The sequence below is a fragment of the Verrucosispora sp. CNZ293 genome (assembly GCF_002754655.1).
Genome location: NZ_PEFR01000001.1, coordinates 2,540,439 through 2,556,744, shown reverse-complemented (window position 1 = coordinate 2,556,744; position 16,306 = coordinate 2,540,439). Strand labels below are relative to the sequence as shown.

13 protein-coding genes and 1 pseudogene are annotated in these 16,306 nt (G+C 71.3%); 12 read left to right on the top strand and 2 right to left on the bottom strand.

What is annotated here, in order from left to right; translation table 11 throughout:
* Positions 1–17 precede the first annotated feature (17 nt).
* The 3 genes from CLT74_RS11610 to CLT74_RS11600 all read left to right on the top strand — a co-directional run bounded on the left by CLT74_RS11610 (position 18) and on the right by CLT74_RS11600 (position 2,934).
* The gene (locus CLT74_RS11610; RefSeq protein ID WP_486582253.1) at positions 18–659 is read left to right on the top strand and encodes a transcriptional regulator; all 642 of its coding nucleotides are present in this window, start codon (positions 18–20) and stop codon (positions 657–659) included.
* A 93-nt stretch (positions 660–752) separates the two neighbouring features.
* Entirely contained in the window at positions 753–2,330 is a 1,578-nt protein-coding gene (locus CLT74_RS11605; protein ID WP_099846535.1) for an MFS transporter, read from the top strand.
* Between the two features lie 4 nt (positions 2,331–2,334).
* On the top strand, positions 2,335–2,934 hold the full coding sequence (locus CLT74_RS11600; protein ID WP_099851799.1) for a TetR/AcrR family transcriptional regulator: 600 nt from the start codon (positions 2,335–2,337) through the stop codon (positions 2,932–2,934).
* A gap of 56 nt (positions 2,935–2,990) precedes the next feature.
* On the opposite strand, the gene CLT74_RS11595 is transcribed toward CLT74_RS11600, so the two are convergent.
* Complete coding sequence (locus CLT74_RS11595) at positions 2,991–4,910, bottom strand: helix-turn-helix domain-containing protein (RefSeq protein WP_099846534.1); 1,920 nt, start codon at positions 4,908–4,910, stop codon at positions 2,991–2,993.
* Positions 4,911–4,927: 17 nt separating this feature from the next.
* Positions 4,928–5,710 (bottom strand): 3-hydroxybutyrate dehydrogenase, encoded by a 783-nt coding sequence (locus CLT74_RS11590; RefSeq protein WP_099846533.1) that lies wholly within the window; start codon positions 5,708–5,710, stop codon positions 4,928–4,930.
* A 190-nt stretch (positions 5,711–5,900) separates the two neighbouring features.
* Between CLT74_RS11590 and ruvC the strand changes: the two genes are divergently transcribed.
* The 9 genes and pseudogenes from ruvC (at position 5,901) to CLT74_RS11550 (ending at position 16,265) form a co-directional block, all read left to right on the top strand.
* Positions 5,901–6,428 carry a crossover junction endodeoxyribonuclease RuvC gene (gene ruvC, locus CLT74_RS11585; protein WP_099846532.1) on the top strand — a complete coding sequence of 176 codons (528 nt, stop codon included), beginning with the start codon at positions 5,901–5,903 and terminating at the stop codon, positions 6,426–6,428.
* Positions 6,425–7,027 (top strand): Holliday junction branch migration protein RuvA, encoded by a 603-nt coding sequence (gene ruvA, locus CLT74_RS11580; protein ID WP_099846531.1) that lies wholly within the window; start codon positions 6,425–6,427, stop codon positions 7,025–7,027. The genes ruvC and ruvA overlap by 4 nt, the downstream gene beginning before the upstream one ends.
* Positions 7,024–7,368, top strand: a pseudogene (locus CLT74_RS30215) (Holliday junction branch migration DNA helicase RuvB); the annotation flags it as partial. The gene ruvA and the pseudogene CLT74_RS30215, both read left to right, overlap by 4 nt.
* Positions 7,348–9,102 (top strand): Holliday junction branch migration DNA helicase RuvB, encoded by a 1,755-nt coding sequence (ruvB, locus tag CLT74_RS30455; protein ID WP_158240305.1) that lies wholly within the window; start codon positions 7,348–7,350, stop codon positions 9,100–9,102. The pseudogene CLT74_RS30215 and the gene ruvB, both read left to right, overlap by 21 nt.
* A gap of 138 nt (positions 9,103–9,240) precedes the next feature.
* Entirely contained in the window at positions 9,241–9,579 is a 339-nt protein-coding gene (gene yajC, locus CLT74_RS11570) for a preprotein translocase subunit YajC (protein ID WP_199172167.1), read from the top strand.
* Between the two features lie 287 nt (positions 9,580–9,866).
* On the top strand, positions 9,867–11,759 hold the full coding sequence (gene secD / locus CLT74_RS11565; protein ID WP_099846529.1) for a protein translocase subunit SecD: 1,893 nt from the start codon (positions 9,867–9,869) through the stop codon (positions 11,757–11,759).
* A 1-nt stretch (position 11,760) separates the two neighbouring features.
* Positions 11,761–12,957: a protein translocase subunit SecF gene (secF, locus tag CLT74_RS11560; protein WP_099846528.1), complete on the top strand. Its 1,197-nt coding sequence runs from the start codon at positions 11,761–11,763 to the stop codon at positions 12,955–12,957.
* 106 nt (positions 12,958–13,063) lie between these two features.
* Positions 13,064–13,630 carry an adenine phosphoribosyltransferase gene (locus CLT74_RS11555; RefSeq protein ID WP_099846527.1) on the top strand — a complete coding sequence of 189 codons (567 nt, stop codon included), beginning with the start codon at positions 13,064–13,066 and terminating at the stop codon, positions 13,628–13,630.
* A gap of 196 nt (positions 13,631–13,826) precedes the next feature.
* Complete coding sequence (locus CLT74_RS11550) at positions 13,827–16,265, top strand: RelA/SpoT family protein (protein ID WP_199172362.1); 2,439 nt, start codon at positions 13,827–13,829, stop codon at positions 16,263–16,265.
* The last annotated feature ends 41 nt before the right edge of the window (positions 16,266–16,306 follow it).

The following is a 16,306-nucleotide window of genomic DNA, read 5'->3' as shown; positions in this document are numbered from 1 at the left end:
ATCCGGGAGGAAGTCTGGTGTCTGGGGTACCGATGCCGACCGAGGTCGTGCAGGTCGCGCGCAAGCGCCTGACGACCGCCGCCGAGGAGTTCGACGGCAATCGGGTCGCCGCGCTTGTCGTCGAACTGGCCGAGGTGTGGGGAGTCGTACGGCTGTGGGACGACGTCTGCGTGCCGGTGCTCACCGCGCGGAGCGGGCGGACCGCCGCCGGGATCGCCGTCGAGCACGCCCTGTCCGAAGGCGTCCGGGTCGGCCTGGATGTGTTCGGTCGCGATCCGGAGGTCGGCCCGCCCCCGGACGGCGTGCTGCTGGCCGGGGCGGAGCAGGAGGAACACTGCCTCGGGCTGCACGCCCTCGCCGCCGCGTTGCGCGAGCGCCGTCGAGGCTGCCTGCTGGTCGGGCCGGCGCTGCCGTGGCAGGCGTTGGCCGGCGCCGTGCACCGGGCCCGACCGCACACCGTCGCCGTCTGGTCCCAGACGGCGCTGACCGGCCGCTCGTACCGCATCGGCCGCTTCGCCCGCGACTTCCCGGCGGTACGGGTGTACGGGGCCGGGCCTGGCTGGGTCGAGCCGCTCGCCCCGCCGGTGCGACGGCTGGACTCGCTCGCCGCCGCTGTCCGGGTGTTGCAGGAGAGTCCGACGGCCGATCCCGATCTGTGACCGGCGTCATAGCGAAACGGAACCGTACCGTATCGTAAGTGCACTACGCTCGGGGACGTACGGACGGAACCGTATCGAAAACCGGGGGCGGAGATGCAGCCGAACGAGAACACCGGACATCCGAGGAGGTGGGCGATCCTCGGGGTGCTGGTGATCAGCCTGCTCGTGGTCGTCCTCGACAACACGATTCTCAACGTCGCGCTCCGCACGCTCGCCGACCCGGTGCACGGGCTCGGGGCGAGCCAGGGCGAGTTGGAGTGGTCGATCAACTCCTACACCCTGGTCTTCGCCGGGTTGCTGTTCACCTTCGGCGTGCTCGGGGACCGGGCCGGCCGGCGCAGGATGCTGGTGATCGGCCTCGCGCTCTTCGGCCTGGCGTCACTGCTCTCGGCGTACGCGCAGAACCCGGTCCAGTTGATCGCGGCCCGCGCGCTGATGGGGGTCGGCGGCGCGGCCATCATGCCGGCCACCCTGTCGATCATCTCCAACGTCTTCGACCCTCGGGAGCGAGGGCGGGCCATCGGGATCTGGGCCGGCGCGGTCGGTCTCGCGGTGGCGATCGGGCCGGTCCTCGGCGGCCTGCTGCTGGAGCACTACTGGTGGGGCTCGGTCTTCCTGATCAACGTGCCGGTGGTGGCGCTCGGCGTGCTCCTGGTCGCGCTGCTGGTGCCCGAGTCGCGCGACCCCGAACCGGGCCGCGTCGACGTGTTCGGTGTGCTGCTCTCGGTGGTCGGTCTGGTCGCCCTCACCTACGGCATCATCGACGGCGGCGAGCACGGCTTCGGCCGACCCCTGGTCTGGGCCTCGATCGTCGGCGGGGTCGCGGTGCTGGCCTGGTTCGTGCTGCACGAGCGGCGCAGCAGCCACCCGTCGCTGGACGTCCGACTGTTCCGGGTGCCCCGCTTCGCCGCCCCGGTGGCGATGATCGGGCTGGTCTTCTTCGCCGCGATGGGCGTGATGTTCTTCAGCTCGTTCTACCTGCAGCTGGTGCGTGGGTACAGCCCGCTGGAGACCGGCCTGCTCTTCCTGCCCTTCGCGGTCGCCCAACTCGTCTTCGCCCCGCGTAGCGCCACAATGGTCCGCAGGTACGGCGGCCGGGCGGTGGCGGTGGTGGGGTTGGTGCTGACCTCGGTGGCCCTTGGCGCGTTCGCCTTCGTCGACGCCGCCACGCCCATCTGGGTGGTGCTTGTCGTCTTTTTCCTGCAGGGCGTCGGGATGGCCAACATCATGCCGCCGGCCACCGAATCGATCATGTCGGCGTTGCCCCGGGAGAAGGCCGGCGTCGGCTCGGCGGTCAGCAACACCATCCGGCAGGTGGCCGCCGCGCTCGGCGTCGCGGTGATCGGCTCGGTGCTGGCGGCGGGCTACCGGGGCGGCATCGAGCCGGCCCTGGCGGAGCTGCCGCCGGCCGCCGGTGCGGCAGCCGGTGAATCCATCGCGGGCGCGTACGCCGCGGCCGGTCAACTCGGTCCGGCGGGTCCGGGACTCGTCGCGGCGGCCAACGACTCCTTCGTCTCGGCCATGCACCTGTCGGCGACGCTTGCCGCGCTGGTCGCGGCGGCCGGCATTCTGGTGGCCCTGCGCTGGATGCCCGGGCGGTCCACGGCCGGCGGTTCGGCGCCGATCGGCGAGCCCGAGTTGGCCGGTGCCACACCGGGCCAGCGACAATGAGCAGATGACAGGCATGGCGGACGCGGCACGACCACCCGGGCGACCACGAAGCGTCCGGGCGGACGAGGCGATCGTCGAAGCCGCCCTGGACCTGCTCGCGGAGGGCAGCACCATCGAGGCGATCTCGATCGAGGCGATCGCCGCACGGGCCGGGGTGGGCAAGGCCACCATCTACCGCCGGTGGCCAGGCAAGGACGCGCTGCTGCTCGACGCGCTGCGTCGGCTCAAGGGCGACCCGCCGCAGCCGGCCGGGCGGTCCGTCCGCGAAGACCTGATCACACTGGTCAGCGCGATCGGTCACAACGTCGACCCACGCGCGGCGCAGATCATGCCCTGCCTGGTGCCCGAGATGAAACGCAGCCCCGAGCGGTACGCGTTCTACCAGAGCATCGTGGAGCCCCGCCGGGTGGTGATGCGGGAGGTGCTGCGCCGTGGCGTCCGCGACGGGGAACTCCGCGCCGACATCGACGTCGAGGTGACGATGGCGATGCTCACCGGCCCGATGCTCATCCAGCGGGTGCTGAACTGGAACCCGGACCTCGACGAGGCGACCCTGCCGGAGAAGGTCGTCGACGGCGTCCTGGCTGGTATTCGCGTGCGCTGACCCGCGCGTCGGTCGCCGTCGACAGACCGCCCGCCGCGAGGTGTCCCGACAGACGCTCAGCCGGCCGGCGTACGCAGGCGGTGCAGGCGCAGGGCCAGTTGCACCTCCAGGGCCCGGTCGGGCCGCTGCCAGTCGGCGCCGAGCAACTGCCCGACCCGCTCCAGTCGCTGCGTCACCGTGTTGACGTGCACGTGCAACTGCTCGGCGGCCCGGGCGAGGCTGCCGCCCACCCCGAAGTACGCCTCCAGGGTCCGCACCAACGCGGTACCCCGCCGGGAGTCGTAGTCGATCACCGGGCCGATGGTGGCGGTGAGGAAACGGCTGACGTCGGCGTCGCCACCGTCGTCGACGGCACCCAGCAACAGCCCGACGAAACCCAGCTCGGCGCTGCTCGCCCCCTGCCCCGACCGGCCCAGCGCGCCGAGCGCGGTCAGGCAACGGTCCGCCTCCCGGAACGAGGCGGCCAGCGAATCGGGGCCGGTCGACGGACCGCTCGCCCCGGCGGTCACCGGCCGACCGGTGATCCGGGACAGGTCCCGGGCCACCGCCCGGGCGCTGCCACCGGCGTCCTGCCCGGGCAGCATCAGCGCCACCCGGCCGTCCCGCGCCGCGGCCAGCCCGCCCCGCGTCGAGGCGTACGTGGTGGCCCAGGAGAGCACCCGCTGCCGGGCGGAGCCGGTCGCCGCGATGGCGTCGTCGCCGACGGCCACCAGCACGTGTGGCGCGTCCAACTCGACGCCCAGCCGGCGGGCCCGACCGCGCAGCGCGTCCGGGTCGCGCAGCGGCCGGGCGATCAGGTCGTCGAGCAACTCGCCCCGGACCCGTCCCTCCGCCTCGGCGACGGTACGCCGGAACAGCAGCAGCAGGGCGGTCACCAGCGCCGCCCGTTCCAGGATCCGCTGGTCGGCGTCGGCCGGTTCGCCCTCGGGACGCAGCACCAGCACGCCCAGGTTCTCCGCGCCGGCCACCACGGCGGCGTACCACAACGTGCCCCGACGGACGCTGCGTCCCTCGGTCCGCGACGCCGCGACCGCCTCGACGATCTCCGCCCGGTCCGGCTCGTCGATCTCGCCGACCTGGGCCAGACGTCGGCCCTCGGCGTCGAGCGCCAGCAGCGCGCCGCCGAGCACGTCGGTGACCGCCGCGGCCACGTCCTCGACCCCACCGCCGCGCAACACCAGCGCGGTCATCCGGTCGTGGGCCGCCGCGGCCCGCTCCACCGAACTGCTGTGCGCGCGGATCGTGGTGTTCGCCGAGGAGAGTTCCTCGAGCGCCGCGCGGGTCTCGGCCAGCAGCCGCGCGGTGTCGATCGCCACCGCGGCGTGTGCCGCCAGCGAGAGCAGCAGCGCCACCTCCTCGCGGGCGAACGGCCGGGCCGTGCGGTTGGCCGCGTAGAGCACCCCGATGCTCGTCGAGCCGAGCCGTAGCGGCACCCCGAGGATCGCCACCAGCCCTTCCTCACCCACCCCGGCGTCGATCTCCCGGGTGTGGTGGAACCGCTCGTCCTGCGGATAGTTCGCGGTGACGTACGGGGCGCCGGACTGCGCCACCAGGCCGCCGAGTCCGGCGCCCATCGGCAGCCGCAGCCGCTGGAACTGGGCGGAGACCGAGCCGTCGGTCACCCGCATGTAGGTGTCGCCGCGCTCGGCGTCGTTGAGCGTCATGTAGGCGACGTCCGCGCCGAGCAGGTGCCGGGCCCGGTGCACGATCGCCCGCAGCACCTCGTCCAGGTCGCGCAACCCGGCCAGGTCGCTGACCGTGTCGTACAGGCCGGACAGCTCGCTCTCCCGGCGGCGGCGGCGTTCCAGCAGCGCCCGGACCCGCAGCGCCACCGTCTTGGCCTGTTCCAGCTCGGCGAGGCGCTCGGCGGGCAGCCCGGCCGAGCGGGCGGCGACGAGCGGTCCCTCGAACTCGACCGCGGCGGCCTCCCGGGCGAGCAGTTCCAGGAACTCCACAGGCGACGACATGACCGACATTCTGCGGGTGGCCGGCGCTAATTCGCCGTCCAGCCCCCGTCGAGCGCGATCGAGGCGCCGGTGAGGAACCCCGCCGCCGGAGAGCAGAGGTACGCCAGCAGCTCCGCCACCTCCTCGGGTTCGATCAGCCGCTTGACCGCTGCCCGGGCCAACATGATCTTCTCGATCACCTCGGATTCGGGGATGCCGTGGGCGGCCGACTGGTCGGCGATCTGGCTCTCCACGAGCGCGGTCCGCACGTACGCCGGGTTTATGCAGTTGGCGGTCACCCCGTGCGCCGCCCCCTCCAACGCCACCACCTTCGACAGTCCCTCAAGCGCGTGTTTCGCCGAGACGTAGGCCGCCTTGTACGGCGAGGCGCGCAACCCGTGCACCGAGGAGATGTTCACGATCCGGCCCCAGCCCCGGGCGTACATGTGCGGCAGCGCCCGCCGGATCAGCAGGAACGGCGCCTCCACCATGACCCGCTGGATGTACTCGAACCGTTCGACGGGAAAGTCCTGGAGCGGCGCCACGTGTTGCAGACCGGCGTTGTTGACCACGATGTCGACGTCGGCGTCGAGCGCGTCCACGGCCGTCGGGTCGGCGAGGTCCACCCCCTCGGCCCGGCCACCGGCCTCGGCGGCCACCAGCTTGGCCGCCTCGACGTTGCGGTCGACGACCACCACCGTCGCGCCGGCCGCGGCCAACCGCAGGGCGCAGGCCCGACCGATGCCGCCGCCCCCGCCCGTCACGAGGGCGGTACGACCGGCCAGGTCGACGTTCACGACGTGGGGGACCGCCACGGGTTCTGCCGTCATGGCGCATGAAGTTACGAGCTGTGTGGCCGGGCGCACATGGGGTCGCGACACATACTCCCACCGCACGCTGTGGCCGGGCTCTACACTGCTGTCCCGCCCGCCACGACTGGCGTGTCCCGTGGCGCGCCGTGGCGGCGGCATCGGTAGGGTGTCGAACACACGTACTGCCTGGCGGCTGGAGGGAGGCGGCGTGCGGGTGCTCGGCGTCGACCCGGGGTTGACCCGGTGTGGGGTCGGCGTGGTCGAGGGGGTGCCCGGCCGGCCCTGCACGCTTATCGCCTACTACGTCGTCTACACCGACCCGGCCGACGAGCTGCCCACCCGCCTGCTGCACCTGGACCGCTCGTTGACCGAGCTGGTCGCCGAGCACCGGCCGGACAGCGTGGCCGTGGAGCGGGTGTTCAGCCAGCACAACGTGCGTACGGTGATGGGCACCGCCCAGGCCAGCGGGATCGCCGTGCTGGCCGGGGCGCGCGCCGGGCTGCCGGTGCAGACGTACACGCCGAGCGAGGTGAAGGCGGCGGTGACCGGTTCCGGCCAGGCGGACAAGGCCCAGATGACCGCGATGGTCACCCGGCTGCTGCGGCTGCCCGAGCCGCCCCGGCCGGCGGACGCCGCGGACGCCCTCGCGCTGGCCATCTGCCACATCTGGCGCGGCGGCACCCGGTCGAAACTGGCCGCCGCGGCGGACCGGGCCAGACGAGGAGGAGCGAGATGATCGCCAGTGTGCGTGGCGTGGTGACGGCCACCGGCCCGGACCACGCGGTGATCGAGGTCGGCGGGGTCGGCCTGGCCGTGCAGTGCGCCCCCGGCACCCTCGCCGACCTGCGGGTCGGCCAGCCGGCCCGGCTGGCCACCAGTCTTGTCGTCCGGGAGGACTCGCTCACCCTCTACGGCTTCGCCGACGACGACGCCAAGGCGCTGTTCGAGCTGTTGCAGACCGCCAGCGGGGTCGGCCCACGCCTGGCGCAGGCGGTGCTCGCCGTGCACACCCCCGACGCGGTGCGCAAGGCCATCGCCAACGCCGACACGGCGGCGCTGACCCGGGTCCCCGGCATCGGCAAGAAGGGCGCCGAACGGCTGGTGCTGGAGCTGCGTGACCGGATCGGGCCGGTGCCGGTCGGTGTCGACGGCGCGGCCGGGGTGACCGGCGGCGGCTGGCCCGAGCAGGTCCGTCAGGCGCTGGTCGGGCTCGGCTGGACGGCCAGCCAGGCCGACCAGGCCGTGGCCGCCGTCGCGGAGACCGTCGACGGCCCCACCCCGCCGGTGCCGGTGCTGTTGAAACAGGCGATCCGGCTGCTGGGTCGTACCCGATGACCGGCCCCGACGGCGGACTGGTCTCGGCGTACGTCAACGACGCGGAACGGGACGCGGAGGTCAGTGTCCGGCCGAAGCGGCTGGACGAGTTCATCGCCCAGCACCGCGTCCGGGACCAGCTCGACCTGCTGCTCCAGGGCGCGATGCGACGCGGCTCCCCACCCGACCACATCCTCCTGTCCGGGCCGCCCGGCCTGGGTAAGCCGGTCTCTGTCGATGCCCTGGTCCTGCTGGAGGACGGCACCCGACGGCGTCTCGGCGACATTGTGGTGGGCGACCGGGTCATCAGCCGGACCGGTGCGGGCGCGACGGTGTCCGCCGTGCACGAGCAGGGGGAACTGGACAGCGTCCGGATCCGGACGGCGAGCGGACGGGAGGTGGTGGCGGCACCCGATCACCCCTTCTGGACGCCGGAGGGCTGGGTGAAGGCAGGTGATCTGACCGATCGGGATTTCGTCGCGAACGTCCTGTCGCCGGATCTCGTCGCCGACGGCACCGAGAGCACCGACGAGTACCGCCTCGCCGGGTACCTCGTCGGCGACGGTTGCACGACCAACCAGGTGACCTTCACCGGTGGTGACGATGACGTGCTGGCTGATTTCAGGTCCACCTGTGATCGTCTCGGATATGGCCACATCACTCGGCCGAACAGCGCCCGTAGCTCCCTGATCCGCATCTCAGGGCTGCTGCCCTGGCTCTCCGAACACGGCCTGCTCGGCAAGAACGCCTGGTCCAAGCGGGTGCCGGCGTTCGTGTTCCGGGGCGACACCTGGCAGGTGTCGGCGTTTCTCGGTGCCTACTTCGCCTGCGACGGGACGGTGAGTCGTCGTGGGCGCGACCGGTACGACGTGGTGGTCGAGTACCACAGCGTGTCCCGGGAACTGCTCGCCGACGTACAGCACCTGCTTCTCCGACTGGGCGTGCAATCACGGTTGAAGCTCAAGCGGGGCCGGTACCAGGGCAGACCGCACGAGTCGTGGCGGCTCAGCATCACCAGCCAGGATGACGTGGCCAGGTTCGTGCAGCGAGTCACGGTGCTCGGTGAGCGGGGCAGGCGGTTGGCGGAGTGGGCTCCGCGCCGGGATCGGTTCGAGGAGCGGCTGGCGGCCGACCGAGTGGTGTCCGTAGAGCCGGTCGGCTTGCACGAGTGCCGGTGCCTGACGGTCGACGGCGACCACACGTTCACGGTGAATGACCTGGTAGTGCACAACACCACCCTGGCCAACATCGTCGCCGCCGAGCTGGGCGCCGGCATCCGGGTGACGAGCGGGCCGGCGATCGAGCGCTCCGGTGACCTGGCGGCGATCCTGACCAGTCTGGCCGAGGGGGACGTGCTCTTCATCGACGAGATCCACCGGATCGCCAAGCCGGCGGAGGAGCTGCTCTACAGCGCGATGGAGGACTTTCGGGTCGACGTGGTGGTCGGCAAGGGACCGGGGGCCACCGCCATCCCACTCGACGTGGAGCCGTTCACGCTTGTCGGCGCGACCACCCGGTCGGGTCTGCTCACCGGCCCGATGCGGGACCGGTTCGGCTTCGTGGCGCACCTGGACTTCTACGCGCCGGCCGACCTGGAGACGCTGCTGCACCGTTCGGCGCGGATCCTCGGGGTGCCGATCACCGAGGACGGGGCGGCGGAGATCGCCGGCCGTTCCCGGGGTACGCCCCGGATCGCCAACCGGCTGCTGCGTCGGGTGCGGGACTTCGCCGAGGTACGCGCCGACGGGGTGGTCACCATCGAGACCGCCCGGGCTGCGCTCACCGTGTACGACGTGGACGCCCTCGGCCTGGACCGGCTCGACCGGGCGGTGCTGACGGCACTCGTGGATTCGTTCAAGGGCGGTCCGGTCGGCCTGTCGACCCTGGCCGTGGCGGTCGGCGAGCAGCCGGACACGGTCGAGGAGGTCTGCGAGCCGTTCCTGGTGCGGGCCGGCCTGCTGGCCCGTACGCCCCGGGGGCGGGTGGCCACCGAAGCCGCCTGGCACCATCTGGGCCGTACGCCACCGAATGGTACATTTGCGGCAGAAGCTCCTCCCGTGCCCGATCTGTTCTCGGTGGACATCGGCGAGCCGTGATCCGTTCGTGATCTGTGCCGCATTCGGCGTTCCCAGGCAGAGCGACTAGACTCGCCGCGGTCTGTACAGGACGTGAAAATCCGCCTCCGTTCCGGCGCCGACGCGCCGGTCCGGCGGCCAATGGGAAGGTCGACAACCGTGTACTACGCAGCAGAAGGCGGCGGAGCGGGCGGCTTCACGCCGATCCTCATGATCGCTCTGCTCTTCGGCGTCATGTACTTCATGATGATCCGTCCGCAGCAGAAGCGCCGCCGCGAGGCCGAGTCGATGCAGGCCAACCTCTCCGCAGGCGACGAGGTGGTCACCATCGGCGGGCTGTACGGCACGGTCACCGGTGTCGAGGACGACAGCGTCCTGCTGGAGGTCGCTCCCGGAGTGCAGACCCGCTTCGCCCGGCCGGCGATCGCCCGGGTGGTCACCCCGGCGGAGCGTCCGGTCGAGTCGGCCGCCGAGGAAACCGACGCCGTCAAGGACTGACGTCGAGTCCCGTCCGGGTCGCCGGTCCGTCGGCGGCTCGAACGGGAGGCATCCGCACGCGTCCCCGGGTGGGTGTCATCCTCGAATCGCGCATTGAGACAATTGGATAGAAGGCCGACGTCGGGGTGCCGGCGCGCCGGCTCGTACCCGGTCCACGCCCCCGCGTCGACCACCCGAGGCGGCGGCGCCAGCCCGGGCGTCGTCGCAAAGGCAGACCGTCGGCCCGGGATTCCGGCCGACCCGCCGCCGCGTCCGCGGCGGCGTGACCACAGGGAGACAGGACAGCCGTGGCACCACCTCAGGGACAGATGCGCCCGGGACGGCAGTTGGCCGTGCTCGGGGCCATCTTCGTCGTCCTCTATCTTTTGGTGTTCTTCTCGGGCGGCGCCAGCGGTAGCTGGAAAGATCGACTCGAACCCCGCCTCGGTCTTGACCTGGTCGGCGGTACCCGGCTGACGCTGGAGGCCACGAACACCCTGGACGGCCGGGCCCCGACCGCCGACAACCTGGAGCGCGCCCGCCAGATCATCGAGAGCCGGGTCAACGCGTACGGTGTGGCCGAGGCCGAGGTGGTCACCGAGGGCGACCGCAACATCGTCGTCTCCCTGCCCGGTGAGAACCGTGAGCTCAACGAGGTCGGCAACGCCGCAGAGCTGCGCTTCCGCAAGGTGCTGAAGATCGCCGACGGCAGCGGGTCGATCCCGTCGCCGGCGCCGAGCGAGAGCCCTTCGGCGACTCCGTCCGGCACCGCGAGCCCCGAGGCCACGCCGTCCGGCTCCGCGACCCCCACGCCCGACGCCGAGGCCACCTCGTCGCCGAGCGCCGGTGGCCAGGGCGGTGGCGCGCCGACCCCGACGCCGTCGGCGACCCCGACGCCCACCCCGTCGGCCACGCCCGACGAAGAGGTGACCCAGACGATCGAGGAGCAGCGCCGCGCCGTCGAGCAGAAGGTCGGCGCGGAGGCCTGGGCCGCCGCGAGCGGCCTGCAGGCACCGGCCGACCTGAGCGCCGACCCGTCGCTCGCCGACAAGCTCAAGCCGTTCAGCGAGTTGAGCGGCCGCGAGGTGGCGGTGCTGCCGGCGCAGATGCAGTTCAACGTGCCGACGATCGGCTGCGTCCAGCTCGACGACCGCCCTCCGGCGTCCATCTCGATCCCGGATCAGCAGGTCGTCGCCTGTGAGGGCGGCTACGCCAAGAACCTGCTGGACGTGGCGAAGGTGCTCGGCACCGACGTCTCCGACGCCAGCGCGGTGCGCGACCAGACCAGCCAGTGGGTGGTCAGCCTGAACTTCACCAGCTCCGGCCAGGACAAGTGGACCGCGCTGACCCGTGAGGCGTTCAACAACGAGGGCCAGGCGTGTGACGCCTCCGCCCTCGGCGACGAGGGCAAGTGCCGGGTCGCCGTGGTGCTGGACAACCAGATCATCTCGTCGCCGCAGATCCAGGGCGTGCTCACCGGTAACTCCCAGATCACCGGCAACTTCAGCAACGCGGAGGCCAGCGAGCTGGCCGGCTATCTCAGCTACGGCGCCCTGCCGGTCACCTTCGAGCCGCAGGAGCAGCAGAACGTCACCGCCACCCTGGGCGCCAGTCACCTGCGGGCCGGTCTGCTCGCGGCCGGCATCGGCATGCTGCTGGTCATCATCTACTCGTTCTTCTACTACCGCCTGCTCGGCTCGGTGATCTTCCTGAGCCTGATCCTGTCGGCGCTGCTGCTCTTCGGCGCCCTGGTGTTCCTCGGCCGGCAGATCGGCTTCACGCTCACCCTCGCCGGCATCGCCGGCATCATCGTCTCGCTCGGTGTGGCGGCGGACTCGTTCGTCATCTACTTCGAACGACTGAAGGACGAGATCCGGGAGGGCCGCAGCCCGCGTAGCGCGGTACCCCGGGCCTGGGTCCGGGCCCGCCGGACGATCATCTCGGCCAACGCGATCACGATCATGTCGGCGGTGGTGCTCTACATCGTCTCGGTCGGCACGGTGAAGGGATTCGCCTTCGCCCTCGGCCTGGCCACGGTGCTGGACCTGCTCGTGGTCTTCCTCTTCCGGCATCCGATCATGACGATGTTCGCCCGGACCAAGGCGTTCCTGTCCCCGCGGGTCAGCGGCCTGGGCCGGGCACTGCCGGCCCGGTCGGAGCCGGCCCAGCAGCCCCGCAACCAGCGCGTCAAGGAGGCCTGAGATGGCTGAGACTGGTCTGGCAGCCCGCCTCTACCGAGGTGAGGCCGGCCTCAACATCGTCGGCCGGCGCAAGGTGTGGTTCACCGTCGCCGCCGTGCTGGTGATGATCGCGCTCGGCAGCGTCATCTTCCGGGGCTTCAGCCTCGGCATCGAGTTCGCCGGCGGCAACTCGTTCCAGGTCCCGACGAGTGCCGGCACCCTGGAGCAGGTGGAGCAGCGCGCCGGCGAGGTGCTGGCCACCGCGGGTGAGGGTGGCCGGGTGGTCACCACCCAGCAGGTCGGCGGGGGCGGCGGCGAGTTCTACGAGCTGCGTACCACCGAGCTGGGCGCCGAGCAGGCCGACGCGGTCCGGATGCAGCTGGGGCAGGTGTTCAACATCGACCCGGCCGACATCGCCAGCAACCGGGTCAGCGAGGCGTGGGGCAGTCAGGTGACCAACCGGGCTCTGCTCGGTCTGGTCATCTTCCTCGCGCTGGTGACCGTCTACCTGGTCCTGCGCTTCGAGTGGCAGATGGCCGCGGCGGCCATCTTCTCGCTGGTGATGAACCTGGTCTTCACCGCCGGTCTCTACTCGATCGTCGGATTCGAGGTGACGCCCTCGACGATCATCGGATTCCTCACCATCCTGGGCTTCGCCCTGTACGACGTGGTGGTGGTCTTCGACAAGGTCCAGGAGAACACCAGAGGAATCACCGCGAACAACAACCAGACGTACGGCGACGCGGCCAACCTGGCGGTCAACCAGAGCCTGATGCGGTCGATCAACACCTCGGTGGTCGCGCTGCTGCCGGTCGGCGGCATCCTGTTCATCGGTGCCGGCCTGCTCGGCGCGGGCACCCTGAAGGACCTCGGCCTGGTGCTGTTCGTCGGTATGGCGATGGCCTTCGTCACCTCGATCATGCTGGCCACCCCGCTGCTTGTGGTGCTGAAGAACCGCGACCCGCGGATCCAGGCGCACAACAAGCGGGTGCTGGCCCGGCGGGGCACGGTCAGCCGGAGCGAGACCCCGGCCAGGGCCAGCGCGGCTGCCACGGCCGAGCCGGAGCAGGAGCAGGAGCCGGTCACCGCGGAGGCCGGCGCCCTCGCCGGCGCCGCCGCGCCGAAGGTGGGCGCCCGACCGGCCGGCAAGCGTTCCGGTGGCGCCCGGGGTGGCCGTCCCGGTGGCGGCAACCGTCCGGGCGGCGGAAAGCGCCGCTGAGGACGCCCGGGACCGACCCGGTAGGAACAGGTACCGGCGGCGTCCTGCATGCTGTGCGAGCAGTGTGCGGGACGCCGCCGTCGTGTGGAAGGGAAACGGAACTGCCGTGACGGAGACCCACAGCGCCGGGGTACGCGGAGACAGCGGGCCGGAGGCGGCCCGACTGGTGGCCAGCCGGGTGCTCGACGTGCCCGACTTCCCGAAGCCCGGCGTCATGTTCAAGGACCTGATGCCGTTGTTCGCCGACGGTGACGCCTTCCGGGAGGTGATCGACGGGATCGTCGCTCACCACGGGCGGGACTCCTTCGACACGGTCGTCGGTATCGAGGCCCGGGGGTTCGTGGTCGCCGCCGCCATCGCGTACGCGACGGGAGTCGGCGTGGTGCCGGTGCGTAAGGCCGGCAAGCTGCCCCGGCCGGCCTACGCCGCCTCCTACGAACTGGAGTACGGCGAAGCCACGCTGGAGGTGCACCAGGACGCCTTCACCGCCGGTCACCGGGTGCTGGTGGTCGACGACGTGCTCGCCACGGGTGGCACGGCGGCGGCGACGCTGGATCTGGTGGAGCGGGCCGGCGGCACGGTCGCGGGCTTCACGGTGCTGCTGGAGCTGTCGTTCCTCGGCGGGCGTGATCGCCTGGCGCCGCGTCCCGTGCATGCCCTGTTGACCGTTTGAGATGACGGCGACCCGGGACGGCGCCGGCACGGTCCGTCCGGCGGAGCGGCACGGCACCCCGGGTGGGGGTAGCATTGCCCATTGCTGACCGGGCGGTCACCCGTCTGTGCGGCGCTAGACCAGACCGGCCGGCGCACGGTCGGTGTCGTCCCGGCGAGCGGTGAGGAGGCCGGTGTCCCACGAGGTCGTCCCTCCGGTGGAGGGCACGGTGCACCCGACAGGTGACGCGGAGGGCTCGCTGACCGACCGCAACGGCGCCGCACCGGCGTCGGGCGGCGGGACCGGCGTGGCGCAGCCGACAGGTGACCCGGCTCGTCCGGCCGTCGGCACCGGTGACGGTGCTGGCGACTCCTCGGCTGCCAGTGGCTTCGCGCTGTCGCACACGCCCACCGGGCGGCGGGTCCGGGCCCGGCTGGCCCGGTTCAACGCCCCATGGCAGTCGTCGCAGGTCAGCGAGGTGCTGGAGCCGCTGATCGCGTCACACCGGGAGAATCACCCCAAGGCCGACGCGCGGTTGTTGCAGCGGGCCTTCGACACGGCGGCGCGCTGGCACTCCGGTCAGTACCGCAAGTCGGGGGATCCGTACATCACCCACCCGCTCGCGGTGGCGACCATCCTGGCGAACCTGGGCATGGACACCACCACCCTGGTCGCCGCGTTGCTGCACGACACCATCGAGGACACGGAATACTCCCTCGACCAGATGCGCACGGACTTCGGTGGTGAGGTCGCCCTGCTCGTCGACGGGGTCACCAAGCTCGACAAGGTCAAGCTCGGCGACGCGGCGAAGGCCGAGACGATCCGCAAGATGGTCGTCGCCATGGCGAAGGACCCGCGCGTCCTGGTGATCAAGTTGGCCGACCGGCTGCACAACATGCGGACGCTCACCTTCCTGCCGCGACCGAAGCAGGAGCAGAAGGCCAAGGAGACGCTCGAGATCCTCGCCCCGCTGGCCCACCGGCTCGGTATGAACACCATCAAGTGGGAGCTGGAGGATCTGGCGTTCGGGACGTTGTTCCCGAAGCGGTTCGAGGAGATCAACCGGCTGATCGGGGAGCACCAGCCGCAGCGGGAGGCGTTGCTGCGGCAGGTGACCCAGAAGGTGCAGACCGACCTGAAGGCCGCCAAGATCAAGGCGGAGACGACGGGTCGTCCGAAGCACCTCTACTCGATCTACCAGAAGATGATCGTGCGGGGGCGGGACTTCAACGACATCTACGACCTGGTGGGTGTCCGGATCCTCGTCGACACGGTGCGGGACTGCTACGCGGCGCTTGGGGTGATCCACGCGAACTGGCAGCCGGTGCCGGGTCGGTTCAAGGACTACATCGCCATGCCCAAGTTCAACATGTACCAGTCGCTGCACACCACGGTGATCGGGCCGACCGGCAAGCCGGTGGAGATGCAGATCCGCACGTACGCGATGCACCGTACGGCGGAGTTCGGTATCGCGGCGCACTGGAAGTACAAGGAGCACAAGGGCACCCAGATCGTCGGCCCGCCGGCGCACATCGACGAGATGACCTGGCTGCGGCAGCTGCTGGACTGGCAGCGGGAGGCCGCCGACCCGAGCGAGTTCCTGGACGCGTTGCGCTTCGACCTGTCCAGCCAGGAGGTGTACGTCTTCACCCCGAAGGGTGACGTGATCCCGTTGCCGACGGGGTCGACGCCTGTGGACTTCGCGTACGCGGTGCACACCGAGGTGGGGCACAAGTGCATCGGCGCGCGGGTCAACGGCAAGTTGGTGCCGTTGGAGTCGACGCTGTCCAACGGCGACGTGATCGAGATCTTCACCTCGAAGTCCGACACGGCCGGCCCCACGCAGGACTGGCTGGGCTTCGTGAAGAGCCCCCGGGCGCGGACGAAGATCCGGCAGTACTTCAACAAGGAGCGTCGCGAGGAGGCGATCGAGGAGGGCAAGGACGCGATCGTCAAGGCGATGCGCAAGCAGGGCATGCCGTTGCAGCGGATGCTCACCTCCGACAACCTGATGGCCATCGCCCGGGACCTGCACCTGCCCGACGTGGCGTCGCTCTACGCGGCGGTCGGCGACAGTCAGGTCTCCGCCCAGTCGGTGGTGCAGAAGCTGATGGCCTCCTACGGCGGGGAGGAGGGCGCGGCCGAGGACATCGCCGAGACCGCCGTGGCCACCCGCCCGCCGCGCAGCCGCTCCTCCAGCCACGATCCGGGTGTGGTCGTACGCGGCGTCAGCGACGTCTGGATCAAGCTGGCCCGGTGCTGCACCCCGGTCCCGCCGGATTCGGTGTTCGGGTTCGTGACCCGTTCCGGCGGGGTGAGTGTGCACCGCGACGACTGCGCCAACGCGGAGGACCTGCGCGCCCAGGGCGAGCGGGTGGTCGAGGTGAACTGGAAGCTCACCTCCGCCTCGACGTTCCTGGTGGCGATCCAGGTGGAGGCGCTCGACCGGCACAAGCTGCTCGCGGACGTCACCCGGGTGCTCTCCGAGGAGCGGGTCAACATCCTCTCCGCCACCGTCACCACCACCCGCGACCGGGTTGCGGTGAGCCGGTTCAGCTTCGAGATGGCCGACCCCAAACACCTGGGTCACCTGCTCGCCGCCGTCCGCAAGGTCGACGGCGTCTTCGACGCCTACCGCGTAACCTCCGGCGCCTAACCCACCCCACCCCCACCCCCACGCCCGCGCCACCCCCACGT